Genomic DNA, 22,486 nt, shown 5'->3' on the forward strand with positions numbered 1-22,486 from the left:
ATTTCATGTAAAATTAGCAGAGCCGAAGCCCTGCCGTATATCGTGTTTCTTACTCTGCCGAGTCAATGCTGACCAGTGCATTACCGCCGCTCACAGTCGGCAGCTTTCCATCCCACTTCTGGATCTTCTGGTAATCAATCAGCGTATCGGACAGACTTTCTGCCAGTTTGCGGTTTGCCTCTGCCTGTGCATCTGCGGCAATGGAAGTTTTCTGGGCATCCGCCTCTGCATTGGTGATCGCCACCTGCTTATCCGCTTCTGCCTTGGCAATGGCGGCTTCATTCTCGATCTTCTGCTTATCTGCATTCTGCTGTGCAATGGACTTCTGCTGGATGGCTTCGTTATAGGCATCCTCGAAATTCATGTCGTTGATGACGACTTTGTTTACGAACACAACGTCCTCACCATATTTCTGCACAAGAGATTCTGCCAGCTTCTGCTGCGCCAGAGGCTCGATCCTGGTGCGGTTCGTTACCTCATTGGGACCAAGTTCAGCCATCGCAGACTTGATGGCAGATGCCACCAGCTCATCACCGACCAGATTCTTGATGTCGGACACATTCGCATACAGCCAGGCACTCTTCTCAGGAAGCACCTGATAGGTCACGATGACATCAGCAGCATACACCGGAGTCTTGTCAGAGGCTTCGCCCCAGACCTGCGCCTCGATGTGTTTATCCTGCTGCTTGTTGTTGACCTTGTGAATGCTCTGCACAAAGGGAATGCAAAAGTTGAGCTTGCCGCTCTGGATGGTGGTCTCCTGGATCTGGCCAAAGCTGGTCTTCACGCCCGTGTATCCGGTGGGGATGATGTGAAACGAACAGACAGCCAGCACCAGAACGATAATCACTGCGAACAAAGGAAAAATCTTCTTCATAGTCATATACCTCTTTATAATAATGTAAGCAGAGCCGAAGCCCTGCTGTGTGTGTCGGTCACTTAGCCCTGCGGCTCCTCGGTGTGACTGGTGTCTTCGGTGTCCACAGCTTCCGCCTGCGGCTCGTAGACCGCATCGTACCACTTGTTATAGACATCATCGGTGGTGTTAGTACCGGTCTTGGCCTTGACATAACCGTTTGCCAGAGGGGTTGCCTGCAGGTTCAGGGTGTCTGTCTTGACTTCCTTGCTGTCCTCGTTGGTCTCACCCTCGATGGACGGACGGCTTGCCACACAGTTGTACAGCACATGGCGGATGTGACGCTGGTCACCATCGAACTCGAACAGGAAGGCGAAATGTTCCAGTTCCACATTGGCGTTCTCAGCAAGCACGCCGTTACCATCCAGTTCCTCGTGCATGATGTCCGTGAGGAAGCTCTCCGGGATCAGCGCGATCTCCAGATCGCCCTCGTAGCCGGAGTTGTTATTCACAACATAGTAGGCGATATTGTCCGCATAGAACGGCTCGATCTCGCCATTGGCATCCATAGAAAGACTGACGGCACCGGGGATACGGACCGGCTTTGCATAGGTGACACTGCCATCTTCGTCAAAGGTTGCCTTTGCATAGTGGCAGTTTTTCAGGCCAAATTTGACCTTATTGCTTTTCTTCGACATAGTGTTCCTCCCATAAAAATATCCTGCATGAGCATCACACAGTCAGCTCATACAGGACTTCATACATCTTTTCGGTTTCGATCCAGACCTCGCTTTTCTCATAGTAGAGTTCGTGTGCGGTCAGGACTTCTTCAATATTTGCTTCCATATCCGGGTCTTTGTAATCGGTGTAGACCTCAATGTCCAGCCGGTTGAAATGGTGGTACACAAGATTATCCGCGCCAAAGTTCTCAGCTTTCGGATACAGGAAGCAGATAAACGGTGGATCAGGGCTCTCCCCTTCTGCGAAATGGTCATACGCATAAGGAAGCCCCATCTCCTCCACCAGAGCCTTTACTTCTTCGTGGGTCATTGGTTCCTCCTTACTTTAGTGCCTTTTCGATAAGGGACTGGAGCTGCTCGATACCTGCCTGTTCAGCCGGAGCGATATGCGGTCTTCCTGCCACACGACCGCCGCCACGCTTGGCATGACCTTTTTCCAGAAGATGCGCCAGCTGGTAGCGGTTCTTGGAATGCACCACCATCTGAAGACTCTGACTGGATTCGGACTGCTTGGTCGCTACCCAGCTTCCCTTGTATGCGCCCGTCCGGGACGGTGCATTGGCCGAAATCTGGTCTTTGACCGTTTTCGCAGATTTGCGGACTGCCTTCTTAACCTCGGTGGAGGCAAGGGTCGCATATTCTTTTAAGCCCTCGTTGATGGCATCTGCCATCTCATCGATGCTGACAGTTCTGCTCATCCGGCTGCCTCCTTTCCAGTCTGCAATGGATCTTCAGGATCTTCTTCTGATAGTTCATCGGGTCAACGGATTCGATATTGTAAAGCTGCTCCCGGAAGCGGATGCGGAAACCGGTGGAAGTCAGGCATCTCGTCTCACTGCACCAGCGAACCGTAAACACCACGCTCTTCTGTTCGGCTGTGACCTCACCCTCTTCTTCCTGCGCCTGATAGGTCGAGGCGTAGGCAAAGCAGGTGAAATATTCCTCCCATGTGTTCCGATGGTTTCCGACCTTATCGGTCACGACCGTGCTTTTCTCGATCGTGATCCGCTCATTCAGCTTTTCGATCATCAGAACACCCCCTCCCTCACAGCAAACAGAATGGAACGAAGCGTCAGCATCAGCTGCTTATGGTCAGCTTCGTCCCGGTGCTCATAGAGATACCCCAGCGCATACAGAATCGCCACACGGCAGGTGCTGCGCAGGCTCCCAGTTCCCTTGTAGGCTGTACTCCGTTCTCGGCATCCCGGTCAGCGGCATTGACTGCCTCCCACTGGTCTTCCGATAAACGGCCCACATCCTTGCACATCTGCTCCGCAGAAGATAAAAGGATGCCGATCAGGGCATCCTCATCGCTGCTGTCCACGCGGAGATAGGTCTTCGCTTCGTAAAGCGGAATCAGTGCCATAACCGGCTCCTCCTTTCCAGACTTTCTTAGCCCTGCGGTGCCATCTGCAGAAGCTGTACGGCTTCGGGCAGGATCAGCTTGCCATCCACACGCTGGGTGGTCAGGAAACCGACCTGATCAGTACGGGCATACAGCTCGTTCAGACGGCGGAAGGTGCGGTTCTGGCGGTCAGCCACCCAGTAGTAGCTGTAATCGCCAAAGGCCATGACCTTGCTTCCACCCTTGATCTCCGGCATGAAGGCGGAAGTCTTCAGCGGACGGTTCAGCAGGGTATCCGGCTTGCCGATCTCCAGACCCGGCTTCCAGATATAGTTGCCGTTGTTATCCTTGATGGTCATCAACTGCAGCACCAGGCTTCGTTGCAGAGGAACTGTGCCTTCTTGCGGTACGGAGCCTTCAGTGCATAGTAGAGCTTGAAGATCTCATCGAAGGTAACGGCATCCTTCTGGGCAGCGGTCACACCGACCTTGGCACCGCCGGTCTCTGCCAGCAGACCCAGAGGCTTGCCCACACCGTCGCCGGTGATAAAGGCACGCTCCTCTGCGTTGCCCATACGCACACCGAAACGGCGGGCAATATAGGTGGCAAGGTCAAAAGCGGAATCGTTCAGGAGTTCGTTGGAGATCTTGATCATGGTGCCCAGCTTGTATGCAGACAGCATGGTCTGGCCGAAGGTAGTATCGCTCTCCGGGATCTCCTCACCCTCATCGATCCAGCTTGCCTCACCGGTATCCTCTGCGATGGGGATCTTACGGGTGCCGGAGCTGGTGCGGATGACCGTTGCCAGACCACGGAAGATGTTGTTCTCCTCCAGTGCCTCCACCAGCTTCTTCTCGAACTCATCGGGAACGGTAAAGCCGCCCTCGGTGTCCTCACCCACAGACAGGGCATTGCGGACCTCGCCGTAATGGCCACGGTTGCGGATCATGTTCCAGAAGTTCTCGGCATACTCGGCAGTGGCGGTCGGCTTGACATCCTTCTTGGCACCGTTCTTCGGGTCAGCGTGGACAGGACTGGAAGTCGGTGCGGACAGCTGTGCCTCGATCTGTGCCTGCTGCTCCAGACGCTCGATCTCTGCACCCAGGTCCTTGACCTCCTGTGCCATCTTGTTGTACTGCTCCACGGCCTCAGCCTTTACCAGACCGTTCTCGCCGCGGTTCTTCTCCAGAAAGTCCTTGGTCTGCTCCCAGAGAGTGTTGCGCTTGGTGCGCAGTTCCAGAATCTTACTCATAGTGTTTGTCCTCCATAGATTGATTTGTGGTGATATAAAAAACAGCCTGAATGCACATCACTTCATGCACTCAAGCTGTTTCATCAGGATATTGTAGGGGATGCTGCCATCCTCGGTCTTGCCGTCCAGATCAAGGACAGGGCCGGAATTGGCAGGTGGTTCGGCCGGAGGGGTCGGCTCTGCGGACGGTTTCGGGTCAGCAGGCGGCTCCTTCGGCTCAGTGTGCTTCTGACCTACGTCTTCCGGCTTCACCCCCAGACGGTTCAGGACGATTAGATCCATCTGACGGCTGGAGAAAAGGTGCCCTGCCGTATCCTTCTGGAACGGCTTCTTTTCTTCGCCCTCGCCCGGTTCACTGTCAGGGTCTTCTTCCGGTTTCTCCGGGTCTGCCGGGTCACTGTTCGGCTCCTCCTCTTTCTTTGCAAAGAGGATCTCGTCTGCGAAGCCCAGCTCCACAGCCTTCTTCGCATTCATCCAGGTCTCGTTGCTCATGAGGTTTGCAATACGGGCATGGCTGAGTCCGCTCTTTGCAGCATAGGCGTTGATGATGCTCTCCTTGACTTCGGTCAGCACCTCGATGGCCTTTTCCATGTCCTTGGTATTGCCCATTGCAACCGTGCTGGGGTCATGGATCATCAGCATGGCAACAGGACTCATCTGAACAGTATCACCGGCCATTGCCACAACAGATGCAGCAGATGCCGCAATTGCATCGATCTTGACCGTGATGCTGCCCTTGTAGTCCTTAAGCATGGTATAGATCTCGGCAGCGGCGAACACATTTCCGCCCGGACTGTTGATCCAGACGGTCACATTCCCCTCGCCGGATTCCAGCTCATCCCGAAACATCTGCGGCGTGATCTCATCACCCCAGAATGATTCCTCATCGATGGGACCTTCCAGCCGGAGGATTCTGGTGTCGTCACTGTTTTTGATCCAGTTCCAGAATTTCTTCATCGGGTTCTCCTTCTTTCATTCTTTCGTGGCTTACTCTCACTCAGCCGATTTTCGCTGTCAGGTTCTTCTTCCGGGTCTTGTTCCTCTGGCTGTGTCTGTTTGGGCTGATTCTGCTGGACTGCGGCAGCTTTATTCTGCTGCGCCACCCCTGCATCTTTCAGCTTCACATAGCCGCCGTTCAGGTAGTAGTCATCTCCGCCCTCCTCTGCCGGGATGAGATCCATGTTCTCCAGACGATGCACATCATTCGGAGAGAGGAAGCCGTTGCTGATGCCGGTCGCATAACCGTTCATCCGGCTCTGGTAGTCGCCACGGAGCAGACCGTCCACATTGAATTTTGGAAAGTAGGTATCCTGCTCCTCTTCCAGCAGAAGATCCTTGATGATGCCCTGCTCGATGCGGACAAGCCACGGAGTCAGGGAGTGCATCACGAAGTTCAGCGACTGGTATTCAATGTTGGAGAATGTGGCTCTGGACAGATCGGCTACCAGATGCGGAGGCACACGGAAGATGCGGCAGATCTCCGTCACGGAAAACTGCTTCGTTTCCAAAAACTGGCTGTCTTCCGGCGGCAGGGAGATCGGTTTGTAGGCCATGCCCTCTTCCAGCACTGCCACACGATGGGCGTTCGCTGCGCCACCATAAGCCGCTTCCCAGCTATCGCGGATACGGTTCGGGTCTTTCACAACGCCGGGATGCTCCAGCACACCACTGGGCTGTGCGCCGTTCTTGAAGAAAGAGGAACCGTATTTATCTACCGCAATGGAAGTACCGAGGCTGTTCTTCATCATGGCGATTGGCGAGAAACCGATCAGACCATTAAAGCCAAGCCCCGGCACATGAAAGATCTCGTCCCGGCGGAAGTAGATGTCCTTGTTCTGCTCTCCCGGAACTTCATCCGTGTATGCGTGGTAGATATAGTAGAGCTCGCCACTTTCATCTCGGTCAACTTCGACATTTTCCGGCAAAAGCGGATACAGACCCAGCACCGTGTTCTTGCCATCCCGGACGATCTGTGCGTAGCGTTGCCCCAGAGAAGCAGATGGGTCATCAGCGTTTCCCAGAAGACAAAGGATGTCATCTCCGGGTTGGGCTGGCGATACAGGATCTTATACAGCGGATGATCCCTCGCCTTTTCCTTGTTGCCGTTGTCGTCTGTCATCCGGTACAGATGCAGCGGCAGTGCCGCAATGGACTCTGCCAGCAGACGGACACAGGCGTACACAGTCGGGATCTGCATGGCTGCTTTCTCATCCACCTGCTCCCCGGCATTGGAGCGACCAAACACAAAGGTCTGCCCGGAATCGCGGACGTTATCCGTGACCTTCGGCAGACCTTCTTTTGGCTGTTCTGTTTTGGGAGAATCCCTTGGATTCTCAAACCCCATCCATTCCCAGAATCCCATTAAGCCTTATCCCCCTTTTCCAGTTCCGGCAGACCGGCAAGGCTGGTACCGAGGGACGCAACACCCGCCACGATCACTGCACTGCCAACTGCCATCCAGTCCACAGTTCCGCCAGGCATCTGGGTCACGACCAGAGCCGCGCCGGTCTGGAACATCGTCTTTGCAGCACGGATGCCGGCTGCCTTCCACCATTCTGCACTCATCAGATACTTCATTGTGTTTTCCTCCAAATCTTCATATCAAAAAACGATCATGTCACGTTCGTCATAGACGCTTCCCTGCTGCTGTCCTTCGTTTCGGATGCAGCGGTCCAGTGCCATGATCGCAGCGACGATACCATCGATCTTCTCCGGCGATTTTGCCTTTGTCGGCTTGATATTGCCTGCCGGGTCGGTATCCACGACCACATTCCCCGCCATCCATGCCATGACCGGGTTGCCGCCGTGAGTAATACGCCCTTCCATCAGGAGCTTGTAGAACTCTTTGGTAGGCGGGCTCATATCTTTAAAGCCCTGACCGAAAGGCACGACCGTAAATCCCATCCCCTCAAGGTTCTGGGTCATCTGCACCGCACCCCATCGGTCAAAGGCAATCTCCAGAATGTGATAGGTCTTGCCCAGCTCCTCAATGACTTTTTCGATAAATCCGTAGTGGATGACATTGCCCTCGGTCGCCATCAGGTAGCCCTGCTGATACCAGACATCATACGGAACGGATGCCCTGCGCACACGCTGGGGGATCGTATCCTCCGGTATCCAGAAAAACGGAAGCATGATGTACTTCTCCTCTGGAACTCTGGGCGGGAACATCAGCACAAAAGCCGTGATGTCTCCAGTGCTGGACAAGTCCAGTCCTCCATAACAGTCACGGCCTTTAAGTGCTTCCATATCGATTGGCTGATTGCCGAGGTCATAGATGTGTTCCGGGATAAACCGGGTCAGCGAGGACACCCACATGTTCAGACGAAGCTGCTTGAACACATTCTCCTCTGCCGGGTTATCCAGTGCTTCCTGATATGCATCCCGGACACGCTGGATCTGAATGGTCTGCCCCAATGAGGGATTTGCCTTATACCAGTTGGCTTCATCATGCCAGTCATCCTCATCTGTCAGTCCATAGACCACAGGATAAAAGGTGTGGTCGATCTTACGTCCAGCCAGCAGGTCAAGGGCTTTCATGTGGAGCTCGTAGCAGATGCTCTCCTTATCCGTACCGGCCGTGGTGATCAGGAAGAACAACGGCTGCTCACGGGCATCACCGGAACCTTTGGTAAGGACATCGTAGAGTTTTCGGTTTGGCTGGGCATGAACCTCATCCAGCACCAGACCTGACACGTTCAAACCGTGCTTCGTACCAACTTCGGCAGACAGAACCTGATAAAATCCTGCGTTCCCGTAGTTCACGATGCGCTTGGTGGCTGCCATGATCTTGCACCGTTTCAAAAGTGCCGGGGTCATCTGCACCATCTGGTGGGCAACATCAAAAACAATGGATGCCTGCTGGCGGTCAGCCGCCGCACCATAGACTTCGGCAGATGGCTCATTATCGGCAAAAAGCAGATACAAGGCCACCGCAGCGGCAAGTTCGGACTTGCCGTTCTTCTTACCTATTTCGACATAAGCCGTGCGAAACTGACGTTTTCCCTTTTCATCCACGATGCCGAACACATCCCGGATGATCTGCTCCTGCCAAGGAAGCAGCCAGAACCGCTTGCCCGCCCACTTGCCTTTGGTATGACGCAGGTTTTCGATAAAAGTCACTGCCCGGTCTGCTTTTGCGGCATCGTAATGGCAGGTCGGAAGCATGAACCGGCTGGGTTTGTAGTCCTTCAGTTTCGGATAGTTTTGGGGTCTGCACTCTGCCATCAACTTCCACCTCCTCCCAGCAGATTCTCCATCTCATCAGCTGCATCCGCAGGACCGCCGTCCGAAGCAATGATCCGGCTTCGGGAGGACGGGGTCAGACCGAACTGCTCTGCAAACTTGTTCATGATCTTCAGATAGGTCTGGGCGATGGAAACCTGCGGCACCTGCTGCCAGTACCCAGATGGGGTCTTGACAATGGTGCCGTGCTGGGTGATAAATTCCTCAGCCTCTTTCCATCGGGCATACGCCTGACAGTAACCAGCGAAAGCAGCCATATCCACTTCGGTCAGGATGCCGATGGCTTCCATCTGCTTTGCAAGTCTGCGCCACTCTTTCTTTGCTTCCGGCTCCAGCCACTTCGGACAGGCCGGTGCTTTCTTGTTGGGCTTCGGTTCGCTGGTGTTCAGCGGATGCTTGCCCGGATTACCTTCCAGTTCCTTCATGGCGGTCGGCTTTGGTTTTCTGCCTCTGGTAGCCATTGGCATCTCCTCCTTTCTGCAAAAATGGGTAAAGAAAAAGGACCTCCAAAGAAGTCCTCGAAATATCATTTTCCTAAACAGGAAACTTTTCTGTATAACTAACAAATAGTTTCCCATTTCGGCAACTTTATATAAAACACATCGGATACGAGGCACAGCCCCTTTTCGGGGCGTGTACCTTTCGGGTGCTGTTAGGCGTTGGGGTTGGCTTCCTTCCAAGCCTCGTATTCATCGACCAGCTCCGCTTCCTCGATGACCTGCCAGACGCTGCAGAAGCGGCTTCTCTGCTGCTCGATCTCCGCTTCCGTCCAGTCTTCCGGCTTGCGGCTCATGTCGTGGTAGGCATCCATCTCCGCTTTCGTCCGGAAGAAAAGAATCTGCTTCAGCTTCAGCGTTTCCTCGTTATTCCGCAGGCTGTACCGCCTGTCTTCTGCCGCCCTGCAAAGGCTTCCGAGATCGTTGCAGCTGAGGGTCATGTCCTGCTTGAAGGCGATCTCGATGCCGATCAGCTTCTTCTCGGTGTCAGCTTCCTGAATGTTCTTAAGGTAGGTTTTTGCTTTGTTCGTCATGGTCTGTATCCTCCGTGTGTTTTGTTTTCCGTAGGGCTTTTCCCTTCGTTGTGACTGTATATTACCGTCACTGCCCGGACATAGCAAGCGGCTATGCTGCACGATCATACACACCTCTTTTTGTCGGATTTATGTGTATTTCCACACTGGAAGAATCCGCCACTACGAGCAAAAGCCCCCGAAGGAGCTCTGCCCTTTTTCAGTGTGCGTTCTTGATGCACCACTCGATCGCGTGACCGGCATCCGTGTAGGTCTCATCGGAAATCTTCAGAAGCTCCAGTCGGCACTCAATCGGTGACCAGCCTTCCTCTGGGTCTTCCACAAATCCGTATACCGCTCCCTCCAGCATGCCGTTCCAGTTCATCTGGGCAACCAAAACCCGGTCGCCGAACTGCATGATGCTGTCGTAGCAAGGTCTGAGTCGGTCGTAGAAACTCTCAATGCTGATGTTGTTTTCTGGGAAATTAATCAAATGCTTTTTCATGGTGAATTCCTCCGTGTTTTCGTTTTTCCCTTGGGGCTTTCCCCTTTCGGTATGTGCATATTACCGTCAGATGCAAAGGATAGCAAGCGGCTAAAGTACACGATCTTCCGCCCGGAATACCAGGCAGAATGTACATCACTCTGCGTCCTGCTCCATGAGTTTCACTATGGTGTCGTAGAAGAACTGCGGGTCATATGCCAGCGGCTCCCGTCCGGCTTCCTTATCCATCCTGATCTGGTCTTCCACCATATCCTCGGCAGCCTCCAGCGTGAAGGCATCCTTATCGCTGTCATCCATGTGGTTGTAGATTTCCACGATGACATCCATCATCCGTTCTTCCATGTGTGCTTTCCCTTCCTCCACGCCGCCACATCTGCCCCTGTCTGGGGCGTTGTCGGTTCCTTCGGATTGTTTTGCCACCCGTGGCACAAGCCCCTGTGTGGGGCTGTGTCGGGGGCTGTCGGTTTATCTGTTCATCCGTCCCAGCAGGTAGGCTTCCTCCATTGTTTTCTGGATGCCCCAGACCGGAACCTCAATGAAGTCCTCGCTGTCATTGTTGCGGGCTTCGAGGTCGCCCCGACTGTCTACCGCTGCCATCAGGCGCTTGGCGATCTCCAGCAGGGCTTTTTCTTCTTCCTTGGTAATGTTCTTCTTCATGGTGGTTTCCTCCGTTTTTCTTGGTTTTCCGTTTCGGTATGTGCATATTACCGTCTATGTCACACACTATCAAGCGGCCATACTACACAAAGATAGCCGTCCGGAACTGTGCGTATTACGGCAGGAGAAAAGGGCCGCCGTTTCCGGCAAGCCCCACGTGTTTCTCAGGCTTAGTAGTCTTCTTCGTCCTCGTAATCTTCCTCTTCGCCCCAGTCATCTTCCTCTTCATCCCAGCTGTCATCCTGGTCTTCTTCCTCATCCTTGAAATCCCACATATCTTCGGTCGGCTGGTTTCTAAGGTCTGGGTTCTGCTCGACATAGTCGGCAACTGCTCCGCAAAGGATGTCCAGAACCTTTTCATAGGCTTCCTCGCTGTAGACTGCCCAGGCATCCGCAGTCAGCTTTGCGATTTTGTCGTTGCCCTTGACTCCAAGGAACCGCCCTGCAGGGTTGCAGTTTCCTTGCCGTAGCCGATGCCCAGCTGGTCGCCGTCGTTGTAAAAGCGGTATCCGATGCGGCTCATTGCCCGTACCAGCTCTCCTGCGAGGCTGTCTGCCTTGCCCGTCTCCGGTACCAGTTCCTTGAAAAGTTTATTGATGCGGTCTTCGTTCTTCGTCATTGTCATATCCTCCGTTTTTATTGTTTTCCCCTTTCGGTGACTATATATTACCGTCACTCTGGGGCACTATCAAGCGGCTAAACTACACGATCATCAAACTCTGTAATTGTCATATTTATGTGCTTTTCATGCCATTTTTCGGAAGACCGACACGAGCAAAAGGCTGGTCATTTCCAGCCCCTTGCGCCTGTCGGTCTTGCCTTTAGCGGATGATTTCGAGGTAGCTTATGTTACCCCAGCAGTCCGTTCCCTTGAAGCGGATGTGCTTGTCGTTTTCCCTGTCGAGGGTGAATTTCCGCAAGAGCTTCATCTTTTGGATGCGGTTCAGAAGGTCCTTGCCGTTCTTCGCATCCTCAACGGCATCCCTGATCTCGACCGCTGCGCTGTCGCTTCCGTACCAGAGGTTGCTGAATGCCTCCGGAATTCCGTTTGCAAGGTAAAGGTTGATTTTTGTGTAGGTCATTGTATTTTCCTCCTCTCAGAATGTCATCGTTTCCAGAATCTCATCCATGCCTGTCTCCCAGTCGTGGCGGCCAAGTTTGATTTTGCTGTACATCTCTGCGCTGTCCGGCTCATCGAAAAGCCGAAAGCATTCTCTTGCCAGCTCCTCGCTGGTGTGCTGCTGGATTTCATCCGGCTGTCCATCCAGCCGTGTAAATGTGATCTCGTAAGTGTAGCGTTCCATGTTCTTTGCCCCTTTCGTTTTGGTAGCTGTATATTACCGTCACTGCCGGATACTATCAAGCGGCTAAAGTACACGATCATCTGCACCCTGATCTAGTGGATTTATGTGTTTATCTGGGGAGGTTTCCCTCCCCGTTTTCTTAGCTGAACATCTCTGCCGTGTCATCATCGATCCAAAGGTGCATGCCGTCTGCTTCCATGATCGCGTGGTCTTCATGAACCTCGGTGATAATCCCTTCCCGGCTTCCGCTTCCGTCGAATTCGTCCCAGTGCCATGTTGTCTTTCTTCCCTTTTTCCATGTTCTCCAATCAGCCATTCTGCTGTCCTCCTTTGCTTTTTGTAGCTGTATATTACCGTCACCGCCCTGTGATAGCAAGGCCATAAAACGTCATATTATCACCGATCTTCACCCTTCATGTTTGGTACATATATGATCCCTGATTGACTTGCTATATATGTGTTTCTGCGGCATTATACACACAACGAAAGCAAAGAAAACCAAACCAAAAACGGAGGACAAAAACCATGAAAAAGACCATTACAGAAGTTGAAACCGCAATCGAAAACCGCATCGCAGAGCTTGAAGAAGAATACGAGCTGGACATTTACGACCGCAACGACATCCGGGAAGAAGAATACCAGAAAGCCGGATGGCGGCACGACCCTTTCCCAGAGGAGCTTGAGGAAGAAGACGAAGAAGAGGAAGAGGATTGGCACTACCACAGCATGGAGGAACGACTGAACGAGGTCGGTATGAGCATGAGGGATTTCTTCTAAGGAATCCCCCAGAGGCTCCCCAGCAGAGGCTGGGGCTCTGCCTCGTATCCCCGGTTTTGGTTTGGTATGATACACAAAACCGCTGCCAGATGTTTGTGTACATTATGGCGGCGGTTCTCCTTGCTATTGTTGCTTTCCAGAGGTAATATACAGTAAACTGGAAGGGGGGTCTCATTCTTTTGAGGCCCCCATTTTCCGTCTAATCGGCTGCGCCCTGTATTGCCTGATGCATCACCCTGCGGTTATGCGCTCTGGCTTTCTTTTTCAGGTCCCTTTTCCATCTGCGAATGGTTACTGCCTTGCAGTGATTTCTCGACCATTCGTATTCATCCAGAATGTATCTGCCGCCGTGTTCCCTCTCACCATAAGCCGGCATCTTTCTGTGTCCCATAGGCTCCTCCTGTTAAACCAAGCCCTCCCGGTCTTTTCTGGCCGAGAGGGTATTTTTTTCTGATTGTGGTATCTTATTCCGGCTTCGTTCCGTCATCCATCTGGATGACTGCCATCTGCCCGAACATGCTGACGAATGCCTCCGGCACCCAGAAGCGTTCCCTGAATTTCCGGATCAGGTCTTGGGGCAACTCTGCGAAATCTTCCTCTCCCAGTCCACAGATGAAGAAGTTTCCCTTGATGGGCTGCTCCAGCTCCGGGATGTATCTGCTGAATGACTTCTCGGTGAACAGCCCGTTGTCATCGGTGACCAGGGCAGCGCGTTCTTCCCAAGGGTATGTGGCTGTGATGCAGTCGCAGTCGAGGATGCAGTAGAACTCTTCCAGGGAGTTTTCGATGTCCACCACCTGCGGATGCTCCATCGGTTTGATCAGAAGGACTTTCATTCGACCCAGCCCCCTTTCACGATTGCCCAGTCTGCAAGATGCATCTTCTGCTGTCCGCCCCATGCAATGTCCTCTAACGCTTCCTCAGTTCCGCAGCGGTTGCAAATCAGAATGTCCGCCCTTCGGCTGAGTGCCTGCTGCTGATGGTCGTAGCAGTCAGGATTTGCTCCGCACCTGGGGCAACGTGGGCCGGTCTGTCGCGTTTTTCCAAGCCGGTCGAGCGACACCTTGACCTCGGCTTCTGAAGCCACACGGTGGCAACTGTCCGCACCGTAGGAAATGTTCAGATGGCTTCCGGTGTCCCAGCTCACTAAGATGTTTCCGGCATCATCAACCCCGTTGCAGGTTCCCTGCGTTCCGATGGGCGGTGCCTGCCTGTCATCCATCTCATCGAGGATGATCCGGCATCCGACCGGGAATTCTGCCCGAAGGCGTTTGACTGTCTTTTCGTCTGCGAAATTCATGCCTGCACCTCCTCGATCATCCGCTGGGCGGCGTCCTTATCCATGCATTCTTTCAGCGCACCTTCGAGGATGTGCATCGGGAAGTGGAATGCCTTGTAGCCGTCATGCAGGACTTTGTAGTAATACCGGCTCGGTGCGCGGTGTCCGAAGTCGTTCTCCATGATGTAGACCATTGCGGTCACCCTCTCCGGCTCTGCCCCTTCCCGGAGCAGTTCGAGGTTCAGGTCTTCCTTGCGGTAGTAGTTCGGGTAGCCCTCATAGAGGTCGAGGTTTTCTTCGTCCCTTTCCGAGATTTCCCACACCAGAACCGGCGTGTTCTTCTTCGGGTTCGGTGCGATGGTGGCGCAGCCCCGGAATAAAAGCTCCCAGCCGGTCAGCACCGCCTGCCCTGCAATTTTTGCATCCGGGCATCGGTCTGACATCTGCTCCACCGACAGGTTGCTGCCGTAGGCGATGTAATATTTCTTGTTCTTCATTTGAATCTCTCCCTTCGGTTTTCTCCGCTCTTGTCTGGCGGTATGGTATATATCACTCTTTTGCCCTGATTTATCAAGGCCGATGAGCATCATATACTGCACAATGTTTTTTCCCTGTGATCGTGTACTCTTACATCATCTGCCGCTTCTTCAGATACCGGACGGCTTCCGTCCTTCCGATACTGGCGGAAAGCCCACGCTTCAGTGTGTCCAGTGGAAATTCCCAGTCGCTGTATCCGCCGCGCAGCAGTTCAAAATACTCGGCATCCGGGCAGCCAAGCCGCCGGTCCTCGTGCATCACATAAGCGATGCAAGGCTTTGCCTTTTTCATGCGGTTCCCGTTCAGGTTCCAGACCGGAAGCTGGAACTGCTTCTTATAGTAGTATTTTGGGCAGCCCTCGTATCGGTCCAGCAGGAGCTCATCGTATTCTGAGAGTTTCCAGACCACTGCCGGTACGCTTTCATTGGCATCCTGCTCAATGGTGGCATAGCAACCGGTCTTGCTCTTTTTGAACAGGAGCCGGTAGCCCTTGATCTCGGTCGTGCCGACCACCACAGCGTAGGGGCATCTCTTTCCCATCCGCTCCATGTCGAGGTTGCTTCCGTAGGCAAGGTAATATCTGGATGGGACTCGGCTGATCAATTCAAACATCCGCCTCACCGTCCTCCCTGCCAGTGAATTCCACGCCCTGGAAATCATCTGTCCCAAGCTCAATCTGGCTGTCCTGCCACCAGTCCTCTGCCACTCGCTGGGCTTCCTCCACGGTCGGCTCTTTCATTTCGGATTCATAAATGGTCACCGTTCTCTGGTAGGTCTCGGTGATGGTCACCTTAAAGGTCCTGCCGCCCGGTGTGCTTTCATTTTTTAACGTGCTTTTCATAAACCTGCACCTCCTTCTACCGCCTCAAGGGCGGTTGCCCGCCCAAAAGGTGCCCGTGCATCCTGGCTTATTTGTTTCGCCAGGATGCGTTGCCCTCCATGTTCCGCAGAAGGATCTCCCTTGCCGTTGCAAATTCATCCCCGATGAATCCCAGCCTCAGCATCCAGCACCGCATCGCGTACTTTTCGTTGTCGGTCTGCTGGGGCTTCGGGCTTGCCGTTCTGACCATCTTGGCAAGCTGGCTCATTGCGAGGCAAAGCTGGATGTAGGCTTTCATCTCTCCAGCGTGCAGTCCGTTGCGCTTTCCGTCCGCTGGGTCTGCAAATTGGAAAAGGCGGAATTCAATGGTTCCTTTTGTAAAGGTGGCATGAAGGTTCAGCATATGGTACCGGCTTGAATTGTAGTGGGCATTCCGGTTTTCCCAGCTGGAACCGTTGCCTTCGTACCAGATGTCTTCCAGCTTGCGCATGGTGGTCGGCTTCTCGCGGTTCAGCCGGTCGAGGAAGCGGTGGTCGACTACCCGGCAATATTGTCCGGTGCGCCCTGCGTCGATCCGGATGGCTCTGCCGATCTGCTGTTCGTGTGCCGCCATGATGTTCACAAGGTTGCGGATGGTCTTTGCGGTGTGGTCGCCTTTGCCGATGTGGATGTGGACCCCACATCCGCGACTTGGGCCGCTCTTTGCGCCTGCCTTGCGGAGCAGCCGGATGATTTCCTGCAGGGGTTCGATGTCATCGTAGGTGAGGATCGGGGTGACCAGTTCGCATTTTTCTGCGTCCGGTCCGTAGATGCTCACATCCCTCTGGAATTTCCAAACCCTGCCCAGCTGGTCCTTGCAAGCCCAGCTGTAATATCCGTACTCGCCGGCGGCGTTCCATGCTCTGGTTCCGAAGTACTCGGCAACCTTTCTTGCCGCTTTTTCTCTGGTGATGTTGTTCATCTCGATCTCAACTCCGATGGTCTGGTTCTTCATGGCTTCAATCTGCTCTCTTGTTTTATCGTTCATGGTATGTTCTCCTTTGTTTTTTCCTTGTTTTCCCTTTCGGTATGTGCATATTACCGTCAGGTGCGGATAATAGCAAGGATATAAAAGAACATATATTCGACAAATATGAGCCAGAATGATCGTGTACATTTCTGTGGTTTATCCGCTTGATAATGTACATTTTCAGAGTTAATATCGGTACAATGGAAGAGGATCTCGCATTTTTTCCGGCCCACATTGGGGGCTTGGGAGCTTACGCTCCCGCCTCCAGCATCTGCGCCGTGTCTGCCCCACCGCCGGGCTGTGTCGGCTCGGCATCTGCTGATGCGATTGTTTCCCCAGCGGAGGCACTACCTTCCTGTGCTGCCTGTTTCGCGGCTTTCAGGGCATCCCGCTTTGCCTTTTCCCTTGCAAGGAACTTCTGTGCTTCCTCATCCGTGCGGAAAGCCGCATGGCCGGAAAGGTTCTCCATCAAGATCTTTCTGGTCTGCTTGAAGTCCGGGCCATTCATGCCAAGGCGCAGAAGCCAAGTTCGCAAAGCGTATTTCTCATTTGAATCGTTCACCTCTTTTGCCTGAATCCGCTTCTGGCTGATAGCCTGCTGATTCATCAGGATCGCAAGGTGTCCGAATGCAGTCAGGTGGTCATAATCCGGTGCCGTCGGGAAACCTGTAAAGGTAACTTTCTCATCTGTGATCGTCAAGCCTTCCAGGGAAGCACCATGCTGTTCTTCATATTCTTTGACCGCATGAATGAAATTTGCTACCGCATAAGTGCAGCTGTCATCTTTCAAGGCATCCACCAACCCCTTATCGGCAAGGAAAATGCCGTCCGTTGCCTTGCTGATGAGTTCCCCTCTGCTGTAGATCAGATTGACCAGGTTGCGAAGCGATACGCCGTTATGCTGACTGATTGGAAAAGAAAAATCCGCATCCAGAGGGATTGCTTCTTCTGACACAGGCTGTTCCGTGCCTTCTTCCGATGGGATTTGCTCTGCACTCTCCATTTCGGATTCCCCATCTTCCTCGGCTTCTTCTGGATCTCCGTCACAGGTCTCCTGCCCATTTGGATGTACTGCCGGGATCATCTGGACACCCTCGGCAAGGTCTACCGCAGGCTGTTCGTCTGCAGTTTCCTGCAAAGTCTCTGCATCCACATCCTCGCCGCCGCGGATCAGGCCTTCATTCATCAGCGTAGTCAGCAATTCCAGATCTGCATTTTCCGCCTCAACCAGCAGGTTGCCATCCCGGTCAATGGTATAATCTCCGATGTCATACGCATACCGAGGCGCCTTGGTGTAGTAGGATGGATGCCTGTCAACTCCTCCATCCGCTTTGCCAGTGTTTTGCGCTCCTCTACATTTAGTTCAAATTTCAACATAATTCATCGCTCCTTTTTCATTATTTTGTTTTTGTACATCCCGATGTTTTTTTCGGTAGCACATATATCACTCTGAACCGGGCAAATAGCAAGTCCATTTCCGAATAATCTTTATGTTCGACCCTTTACACAATGAGGTGCAAACTCATTTGTGTAAATAGCCCCGATATGTAAGCCGCCATATCACTGGGTGACTGTCTACCTAGTAATATAGCGGGCCAGTTTATTCTTCCAGACCTGCGCACCATGCGATGCCGGCCAGAACAAAAAATGCGTTGGCTAAGCATATGCCGTTGCCCCAGATACGGTACTCTGCCGAATCCGTATACGGGTCAGCCAGCCATTTTCGGATCTGCTTCTCCGTTTTCGGCTTCTTGGCATGGGTCACGATCTTACGGTGCGTTTCAAACACCTCCGTCCAGAACGCCAGCTCTTCTTCGGTCGGATCTTCCGTTCCGAGATCTCTGCACCACCAGTCCGGGAAACCCTGCAGTCTGGCACACTCGGTCGGTGTCAAACGGCGGACGGTATAAGTCACAGGTGCGGGCTGTGCTTCCGGGTTGTCGATGACCAGACGGTCATTAAAAGCATCCTGCCCGTTGAAGCCGCTGGGATGCGCCCCTGTTGCCACCGTTCCCATGACACCCTCGTTCAGATGCGGTGCCGGTGCGATGGTGGTCGGGTCTTTGTAATCCCGTGCCATCAGGGTCGGTGCGACTTCTTTTGCCACCTGCATATAGGAGCCGGTGGTCATGGCATACACATCCTCCGGTGCGCAGACTGCATGACGGTCAGTGGCATCCAGTGTAAAGCAGACATCCTCATTGACGCCATCGCCCTGCGGACCGTTCTCATCCTTGCGGCCGATCATGTTGCCCTGCAAGACGAAGGTCTGCTGCTTCATCCCTAGCTCTGCTGCAAGTGCTGCTGACTTCTCTCCCAGATCCCGGACTTCATCCCTCTGATTCTGTGTAAAAGCAACCGGCTCTACTACACAGATGCCGCCCTGGTTACAGGTCGGGTCTCCACCACTGCGGTCAAGAGTCCGGGATGTATCTGCTTCATAAAAACCGCTATGCGGATTATCGGACATCATGGAATGACTGGCTTTGGAGCAGACACCGTAGCATTTCGGAACGAACAGCGTCTGGTCGTTGTTGCAGCCGAGGGTGGCTGACTTTTCTTCCTGCCAGATGGCTCCCTTGCCGCCGCCCTCACATCCGGAGCGGATCTTCAATGTGACTGCCGGGGAGTTCTCAACATCTTTCACCGGGCTTTCCACCGACTTTTCAACACCATCCATGACCAGTGGAACATTGCCGCCACCCGTACCACACCGGCTGGTCAGGGTCTGCACCTTGCCATCCTCGGAAATCTTCACCCGGCTGTCTGCAGGATGGTTTTCCAAAGCAATAGCGGCAGGCACAACACCAGCCCGGAGAGTTGGTGACCGTTCCTCTTCATACCCGATGCTTCTTGCGTTGGCAGAGTGTTCCGTGCAGAAACCGGCTGCTTCCAGAACACACGGAGGATGGTGTGCTTCTGCTCGAAGCGTTGATGTCGCTTCCTTTGTCACATCCATTCTCTCCCCACCCTGATCATTCAGGCAGATTCTTCCTGTGCCGCCTGCCTTTCCAGTGCTGCTTTCAACACAGGTGGCAGCTCTTTGCCACGCACGGAAGCTCTCCGCAGAATACCGAGACACGCCTCGGACTCAAATAATACTTTTGGGGCACTCTGTCTGCAAAATCTGCGACAAGGAAGATTCGTTTTCTACGCTGGGGCACGCCCCACCACTGTGCATCAAGGACTCGATACGCGACACTCCATCCGTCTCCCAAATAGTAGTCAGCATCCGGCCATCCCTTTTTCTCAGGCGCAGGCACCTGGGCGGACGGTTCTTTAACACCGATGACGGCTTCGAGAACTGCCTTGAAGTCCTGTCCTTTGTTTGAGGAGAAGGCCCCTGGCACATTCTCCCACACGATAAATCTTGGTTTTTCTCCATTGGTCTTACACCTCATTTCCTTCACGATTCGGATTGCTTCGTAAAACAGGCTGGACCGTGAACCATCCAGACCGTCCCGCTTACCGGCGATAGACATATCCTGACAGGGACTTCCAAAAGTAATGATGTCAACAGGCGGCAAGTCCGCACCGCTGATGGCAGACACATCACCATAGTGCCTCACCCACGGCAGGCGCTTGGTCGTGACTCGGATGGCAAAGGGCTCCACCTCGCTGCTCCACAGCGGAGTGATCTGCCCGGTCAAAAGTCCACCCAACGGGAAACCCCCGGAACCATCAAAGAGGCTGCCGAGTGTCAGCTGTTTATTCTCCATCGGCATCCTCGCTTTCCGGCTCGAAGGTTGCCACTTCCTCGAACTTCAGCTTCTGACCGTCGCGGATAACAAACACATCATCGTAGTGGCCTTCGCTGTGTTCGATGTACCGCTTCACGATAACATCCACGAACTTCGGGTCCAGCTCGATGCCCCGGCACACACGGTCTGTTTCCTCACAGGCGATCAGTGTCGAGCCACTGCCGAGGAACGGATCAAGCACGATGCCGTTGGTCATAGTGGAATTGCGGATCGGATAGCTCATCAGACCGATGGGCTTCATGGTCGGATGGTCCTTGTTGGACTTCGGCCGGTCATACTCCCATATGGTCGTCTGCTTCCGGTCGGAATACCACTGGTGCTTCCCCTTCTGCTTCCAGCCGTAAAGACACGGTTCGTGCTGCCACTGGTAAGGACTGCGGCCCAGCACCAGCGCATTCTTCTTCCAGATACAGCACCCGGACAGGTAGAACCCGGCATCCTTGAATGCCTTTCTAAAGTTCAGCCCTTCCGTATCTGCATGGAAGATGTAGATGGAACCGTCGTCTGCCAGATGGCCGTGCATCTGCTGGAACGCTGCCAGAAGGAACTGGTAGAATTCCGAATCTCCCATGTTGTCATTCATGATCTTACCGGCAGTCTCTTCCACATCCACGTTATAAGGGGGATCGGAAAGGACCAGATTTGCCTTGGTTCCGTCCATCAGGGTGTCGTAGCATTCCGCTTTGGTAGAATCCCCGCACAGAACGATGTGCTTTCCCAGATGCCAGAGATCACCCTCTTTGGAGAAGCATGGCTGCTTCAGCTCGGATTCCACATCGAAGTCATCTTCCTTGACCTCTTTGCTGTGGACCTTGTTGAACAGCGTCTCGATCTCAGGCGGGTCAAAGCCTGTCTTACCGAGGTCGAAGTTGGAATCTTCGATGTCCTTGAGCAGGTCAGCCAGCAGAGAATCATCCCATGCACCCGTGATCTTGTTGAGTGCAATGTTCAGGGCTTTCTCTCTGGTCTTGTCGATGTCCACCACCGCACAAGGCACTTCTGTGTATCCCAGTTCCATTGCAACAGTCAGTCTCTGATGGCCGCCGATGATCGTCATGTCGGCATTGACCACCAAAGGATCTGCGAAGCCGAACTCCGTGATGGAGTTCTTGATTTTCTTGTACTCTTTATCCCCCGGCTTCAACTTTTTCCGGGGATTGTATGCAGCCGGCTTGAGTACGGACACCGGCAGCATCTTTAGTTCAGCAGTCGCTTCATGTAAGCCCTCCCGTTTTAGATTCACATGCGTATGACCCCGGAAAACGGCACGAAAAAGGAGCCGAACAAAAAGCCCGACTCCATTTCACTGCCATCTTCTTCTGGCTGCGGTTTCTCTGCCATCTCGCACCATTCCGGTTTTTCCCCGTTCACAGATGCCAGGACCTTATCTTCCGCATAGTCGATTGCATGTACACAAATACCCCCGGTGTTGAACAACGGGTACACACCGATCACCTTTTCACTCATGCTCCTTCGCCTCCTTCAGTCCATATCGAAATTCAAAATAACAATTTCTGCTGCAGAACATCCGCTGACTCCTGCTTTCGCAGATTGCCGTAAACGGACGGCCACAGTTCTGACAGAATGCTACCCTGCCAGCCTTTTCCCGTTTATAATTCCTTCGTTCATATTCAGCATAGCACTCATCCGAACAATATTTTCTCGGCGCACCTCTTCCACTCTGCCCGATGATTCTTCCACAGACTGGACATCTGCGTTCTTTCACTCTGCCCGGCGGCACCAGATGGCAGCTTCCTATTTCCGGCAATCCCAGTTCTCGGCAGTAATCCATCACCTGTTCCACAGGCATTCCCGTCTGCTCTGCGATCTGAGAAAGTTTCGTTCCAGAAAGCCGCAGCGTCCTCACCTGCTCCCTGGCAGCATCAAACGCCGTTCCTTCAAAAACACAATCCATACGGATGCCATTTCTTCTGACATCCCGTTCAATACTCAACGGCTGCATCTTTTGCCTCCTTTCCTCTGCCCCGGTTAGCACAAGCCCGGCTGCAATATTTTCGTTCCAACCCGTACTGATGCCGGTAGGAAAACTCCCTGCCGCACACCGGGCAGATCTTCGACCGCACGGTCTTCCAGTTCTCCGGCTTCGGGTGGGTGTTGTTCCACCGTGACCGGCATTCCGGTGAGCAGAACTTTCTCGGTCTGCCTTTATGATTCGGTACAATGGCTGTACCGCACTGAGGACAGAAGGAAAACGCCATGTCCCTTATCATCTCAGCCGTGTAATCTTCCATCTGCCCTCACCCCACTCTCATTTTTCGCCGTTTCTTCGGCGGTTTCTTAGAAAAATCTCATAATTCATACGAAAAGCGGCGAAGTGGAAATCGGCACCGCCCCGCCAGGTTGGATCGTTGTTGCGACGTCCGATTCCC

At 53.4% G+C, this 22,486-nt stretch carries 31 protein-coding genes and 5 pseudogenes; 1 reads left to right on the forward strand and 35 read right to left on the reverse strand.

Features of this window, described 5'->3' with window-relative positions:
* Positions 1-49 precede the first annotated feature (49 nt).
* From DW904_RS04605 to DW904_RS22745, 21 genes and pseudogenes are all read right to left on the reverse strand, one after another.
* Positions 50-877 carry an SPFH domain-containing protein gene (locus DW904_RS04605; RefSeq protein WP_202187662.1) on the reverse strand — a complete coding sequence of 276 codons (828 nt, stop codon included), beginning with the start codon at positions 875-877 and terminating at the stop codon, positions 50-52.
* A gap of 62 nt (positions 878-939) precedes the next feature.
* Positions 940-1,554, reverse strand: coding sequence for a major tail protein (locus tag DW904_RS04610; RefSeq protein WP_118524258.1), 615 nt, complete (start codon positions 1,552-1,554; stop codon positions 940-942).
* Between the two features lie 34 nt (positions 1,555-1,588).
* Positions 1,589-1,906, reverse strand: coding sequence for a hypothetical protein (locus DW904_RS04615; RefSeq protein ID WP_118578283.1), 318 nt, complete (start codon positions 1,904-1,906; stop codon positions 1,589-1,591).
* Positions 1,907-1,916: 10 nt separating this feature from the next.
* Positions 1,917-2,294 carry an HK97 gp10 family phage protein gene (locus DW904_RS04620; protein ID WP_118578284.1) on the reverse strand — a complete coding sequence of 126 codons (378 nt, stop codon included), beginning with the start codon at positions 2,292-2,294 and terminating at the stop codon, positions 1,917-1,919.
* Complete coding sequence (locus DW904_RS04625) at positions 2,269-2,625, reverse strand: phage head closure protein (RefSeq protein WP_118578285.1); 357 nt, start codon at positions 2,623-2,625, stop codon at positions 2,269-2,271. Before DW904_RS04625 ends, DW904_RS04620 begins: the two co-directional genes overlap by 26 nt.
* Positions 2,625-2,741 (reverse strand): hypothetical protein, encoded by a 117-nt coding sequence (locus DW904_RS24960; protein ID WP_347562019.1) that lies wholly within the window; start codon positions 2,739-2,741, stop codon positions 2,625-2,627. Before DW904_RS24960 ends, DW904_RS04625 begins: the two co-directional genes overlap by 1 nt.
* 247 nt (positions 2,742-2,988) lie before the next feature.
* A pseudogene (locus DW904_RS04635) lies at positions 2,989-4,193 on the reverse strand (phage major capsid protein).
* A 399-nt stretch (positions 4,194-4,592) separates the two neighbouring features.
* Positions 4,593-5,150, reverse strand: a pseudogene (locus DW904_RS23565) (head maturation protease, ClpP-related); the annotation flags it as partial.
* 278 nt (positions 5,151-5,428) lie between these two features.
* Positions 5,429-6,139, reverse strand: a pseudogene (locus DW904_RS04645) (phage portal protein); the annotation flags it as partial.
* A gap of 89 nt (positions 6,140-6,228) precedes the next feature.
* Positions 6,229-6,555: pseudogene (locus tag DW904_RS24965) on the reverse strand (phage portal protein); the annotation flags it as partial.
* Positions 6,555-6,770, reverse strand: coding sequence for a holin (locus tag DW904_RS04650; RefSeq protein WP_233430175.1), 216 nt, complete (start codon positions 6,768-6,770; stop codon positions 6,555-6,557). The gene DW904_RS04650 and the pseudogene DW904_RS24965, both read right to left, overlap by 1 nt.
* A gap of 24 nt (positions 6,771-6,794) precedes the next feature.
* The gene (locus tag DW904_RS04655) at positions 6,795-8,420 is read right to left on the reverse strand and encodes a terminase TerL endonuclease subunit (protein ID WP_207664906.1); all 1,626 of its coding nucleotides are present in this window, start codon (positions 8,418-8,420) and stop codon (positions 6,795-6,797) included.
* Entirely contained in the window at positions 8,420-8,899 is a 480-nt protein-coding gene (locus tag DW904_RS04660) for a phage terminase small subunit P27 family (RefSeq protein ID WP_107000223.1), read from the reverse strand. Before DW904_RS04660 ends, DW904_RS04655 begins: the two co-directional genes overlap by 1 nt.
* Positions 8,900-9,090: 191 nt before the next feature.
* Complete coding sequence (locus tag DW904_RS04665) at positions 9,091-9,468, reverse strand: hypothetical protein (protein ID WP_118578287.1); 378 nt, start codon at positions 9,466-9,468, stop codon at positions 9,091-9,093.
* 199 nt (positions 9,469-9,667) lie between these two features.
* A complete protein-coding gene (locus DW904_RS04670; RefSeq protein ID WP_118578288.1) occupies positions 9,668-9,952 on the reverse strand; it encodes a hypothetical protein in 285 nt (94 codons plus the stop codon).
* 135 nt (positions 9,953-10,087) lie between these two features.
* On the reverse strand, positions 10,088-10,372 hold the full coding sequence (locus DW904_RS04675; protein WP_118578289.1) for a hypothetical protein: 285 nt from the start codon (positions 10,370-10,372) through the stop codon (positions 10,088-10,090).
* 45 nt (positions 10,373-10,417) lie between these two features.
* Entirely contained in the window at positions 10,418-10,609 is a 192-nt protein-coding gene (locus DW904_RS04680; RefSeq protein ID WP_118578290.1) for a hypothetical protein, read from the reverse strand.
* Positions 10,610-11,006: 397 nt separating this feature from the next.
* Positions 11,007-11,228 carry a hypothetical protein gene (locus tag DW904_RS04685; RefSeq protein ID WP_118578291.1) on the reverse strand — a complete coding sequence of 74 codons (222 nt, stop codon included), beginning with the start codon at positions 11,226-11,228 and terminating at the stop codon, positions 11,007-11,009.
* Positions 11,229-11,430: 202 nt separating this feature from the next.
* Entirely contained in the window at positions 11,431-11,691 is a 261-nt protein-coding gene (locus tag DW904_RS04690; RefSeq protein ID WP_118578292.1) for a hypothetical protein, read from the reverse strand.
* Between the two features lie 15 nt (positions 11,692-11,706).
* Positions 11,707-11,913 (reverse strand): hypothetical protein, encoded by a 207-nt coding sequence (locus DW904_RS04695; protein WP_118578293.1) that lies wholly within the window; start codon positions 11,911-11,913, stop codon positions 11,707-11,709.
* Positions 11,914-12,052: 139 nt separating this feature from the next.
* The gene (locus DW904_RS22745; RefSeq protein ID WP_195455161.1) at positions 12,053-12,229 is read right to left on the reverse strand and encodes a hypothetical protein; all 177 of its coding nucleotides are present in this window, start codon (positions 12,227-12,229) and stop codon (positions 12,053-12,055) included.
* 209 nt (positions 12,230-12,438) lie between these two features.
* Between DW904_RS22745 and DW904_RS04700 the strand changes: the two genes are divergently transcribed.
* Positions 12,439-12,690, forward strand: a complete 252-nt coding sequence (locus tag DW904_RS04700; RefSeq protein ID WP_107000230.1) for a hypothetical protein — start codon at positions 12,439-12,441, stop codon at positions 12,688-12,690.
* A 199-nt stretch (positions 12,691-12,889) separates the two neighbouring features.
* Here the strand turns inward: DW904_RS04700 and DW904_RS04705 are convergent, their stop codons facing one another.
* The 14 genes and pseudogenes from DW904_RS04705 to DW904_RS04770 form a co-directional block, all read right to left on the reverse strand.
* On the reverse strand, positions 12,890-13,081 hold the full coding sequence (locus tag DW904_RS04705) for a hypothetical protein (RefSeq protein ID WP_118578294.1): 192 nt from the start codon (positions 13,079-13,081) through the stop codon (positions 12,890-12,892).
* A 73-nt stretch (positions 13,082-13,154) separates the two neighbouring features.
* The gene (locus tag DW904_RS04710) at positions 13,155-13,526 is read right to left on the reverse strand and encodes a DUF3846 domain-containing protein (protein ID WP_202187663.1); all 372 of its coding nucleotides are present in this window, start codon (positions 13,524-13,526) and stop codon (positions 13,155-13,157) included.
* Positions 13,523-13,990, reverse strand: a complete 468-nt coding sequence (locus tag DW904_RS24970) for a DUF4314 domain-containing protein (RefSeq protein ID WP_118578296.1) — start codon at positions 13,988-13,990, stop codon at positions 13,523-13,525. The genes DW904_RS04710 and DW904_RS24970 overlap by 4 nt, the downstream gene beginning before the upstream one ends.
* Complete coding sequence (locus DW904_RS04720) at positions 13,987-14,466, reverse strand: gamma-glutamylcyclotransferase family protein (RefSeq protein WP_202187664.1); 480 nt, start codon at positions 14,464-14,466, stop codon at positions 13,987-13,989. The genes DW904_RS24970 and DW904_RS04720 overlap by 4 nt, the downstream gene beginning before the upstream one ends.
* Before the next feature lie 130 nt (positions 14,467-14,596).
* Positions 14,597-15,109: a gamma-glutamylcyclotransferase family protein gene (locus DW904_RS04725; protein ID WP_202187665.1), complete on the reverse strand. Its 513-nt coding sequence runs from the start codon at positions 15,107-15,109 to the stop codon at positions 14,597-14,599.
* A gap of 1 nt (position 15,110) precedes the next feature.
* Positions 15,111-15,347 (reverse strand): DpnD/PcfM family protein, encoded by a 237-nt coding sequence (locus DW904_RS04730; protein ID WP_107000236.1) that lies wholly within the window; start codon positions 15,345-15,347, stop codon positions 15,111-15,113.
* Between the two features lie 67 nt (positions 15,348-15,414).
* Complete coding sequence (locus DW904_RS04735) at positions 15,415-16,353, reverse strand: amidoligase family protein (RefSeq protein WP_118578299.1); 939 nt, start codon at positions 16,351-16,353, stop codon at positions 15,415-15,417.
* Between the two features lie 232 nt (positions 16,354-16,585).
* Positions 16,586-17,536 (reverse strand): hypothetical protein, encoded by a 951-nt coding sequence (locus tag DW904_RS04740; RefSeq protein ID WP_118578300.1) that lies wholly within the window; start codon positions 17,534-17,536, stop codon positions 16,586-16,588.
* Positions 17,530-17,712 (reverse strand): hypothetical protein, encoded by a 183-nt coding sequence (locus tag DW904_RS04745; RefSeq protein WP_118578301.1) that lies wholly within the window; start codon positions 17,710-17,712, stop codon positions 17,530-17,532. Before DW904_RS04745 ends, DW904_RS04740 begins: the two co-directional genes overlap by 7 nt.
* Before the next feature lie 223 nt (positions 17,713-17,935).
* Positions 17,936-20,054 (reverse strand): annotated as a pseudogene (locus DW904_RS24975) (DNA cytosine methyltransferase).
* Complete coding sequence (locus DW904_RS04755; protein ID WP_118578302.1) at positions 20,044-21,291, reverse strand: site-specific DNA-methyltransferase; 1,248 nt, start codon at positions 21,289-21,291, stop codon at positions 20,044-20,046. The pseudogene DW904_RS24975 and the gene DW904_RS04755 overlap by 11 nt, the downstream one beginning before the upstream one ends.
* Positions 21,292-21,335: 44 nt before the next feature.
* A complete protein-coding gene (locus tag DW904_RS04760; RefSeq protein WP_118578303.1) occupies positions 21,336-21,563 on the reverse strand; it encodes a hypothetical protein in 228 nt (75 codons plus the stop codon).
* Positions 21,556-22,059, reverse strand: a complete 504-nt coding sequence (locus DW904_RS04765) for a hypothetical protein (protein ID WP_118578304.1) — start codon at positions 22,057-22,059, stop codon at positions 21,556-21,558. Before DW904_RS04765 ends, DW904_RS04760 begins: the two co-directional genes overlap by 8 nt.
* Complete coding sequence (locus DW904_RS04770) at positions 22,040-22,348, reverse strand: DUF2256 domain-containing protein (protein ID WP_118578305.1); 309 nt, start codon at positions 22,346-22,348, stop codon at positions 22,040-22,042. The genes DW904_RS04765 and DW904_RS04770 overlap by 20 nt, the downstream gene beginning before the upstream one ends.
* Between the last annotated feature and the right edge of the window lie 138 nt (positions 22,349-22,486).

This window comes from Ruminococcus sp. AM42-11 (genome assembly GCF_003480145.1).
Lineage (GTDB): Bacteria > Bacillota > Clostridia > Lachnospirales > Lachnospiraceae > Blautia_A > Blautia_A faecis.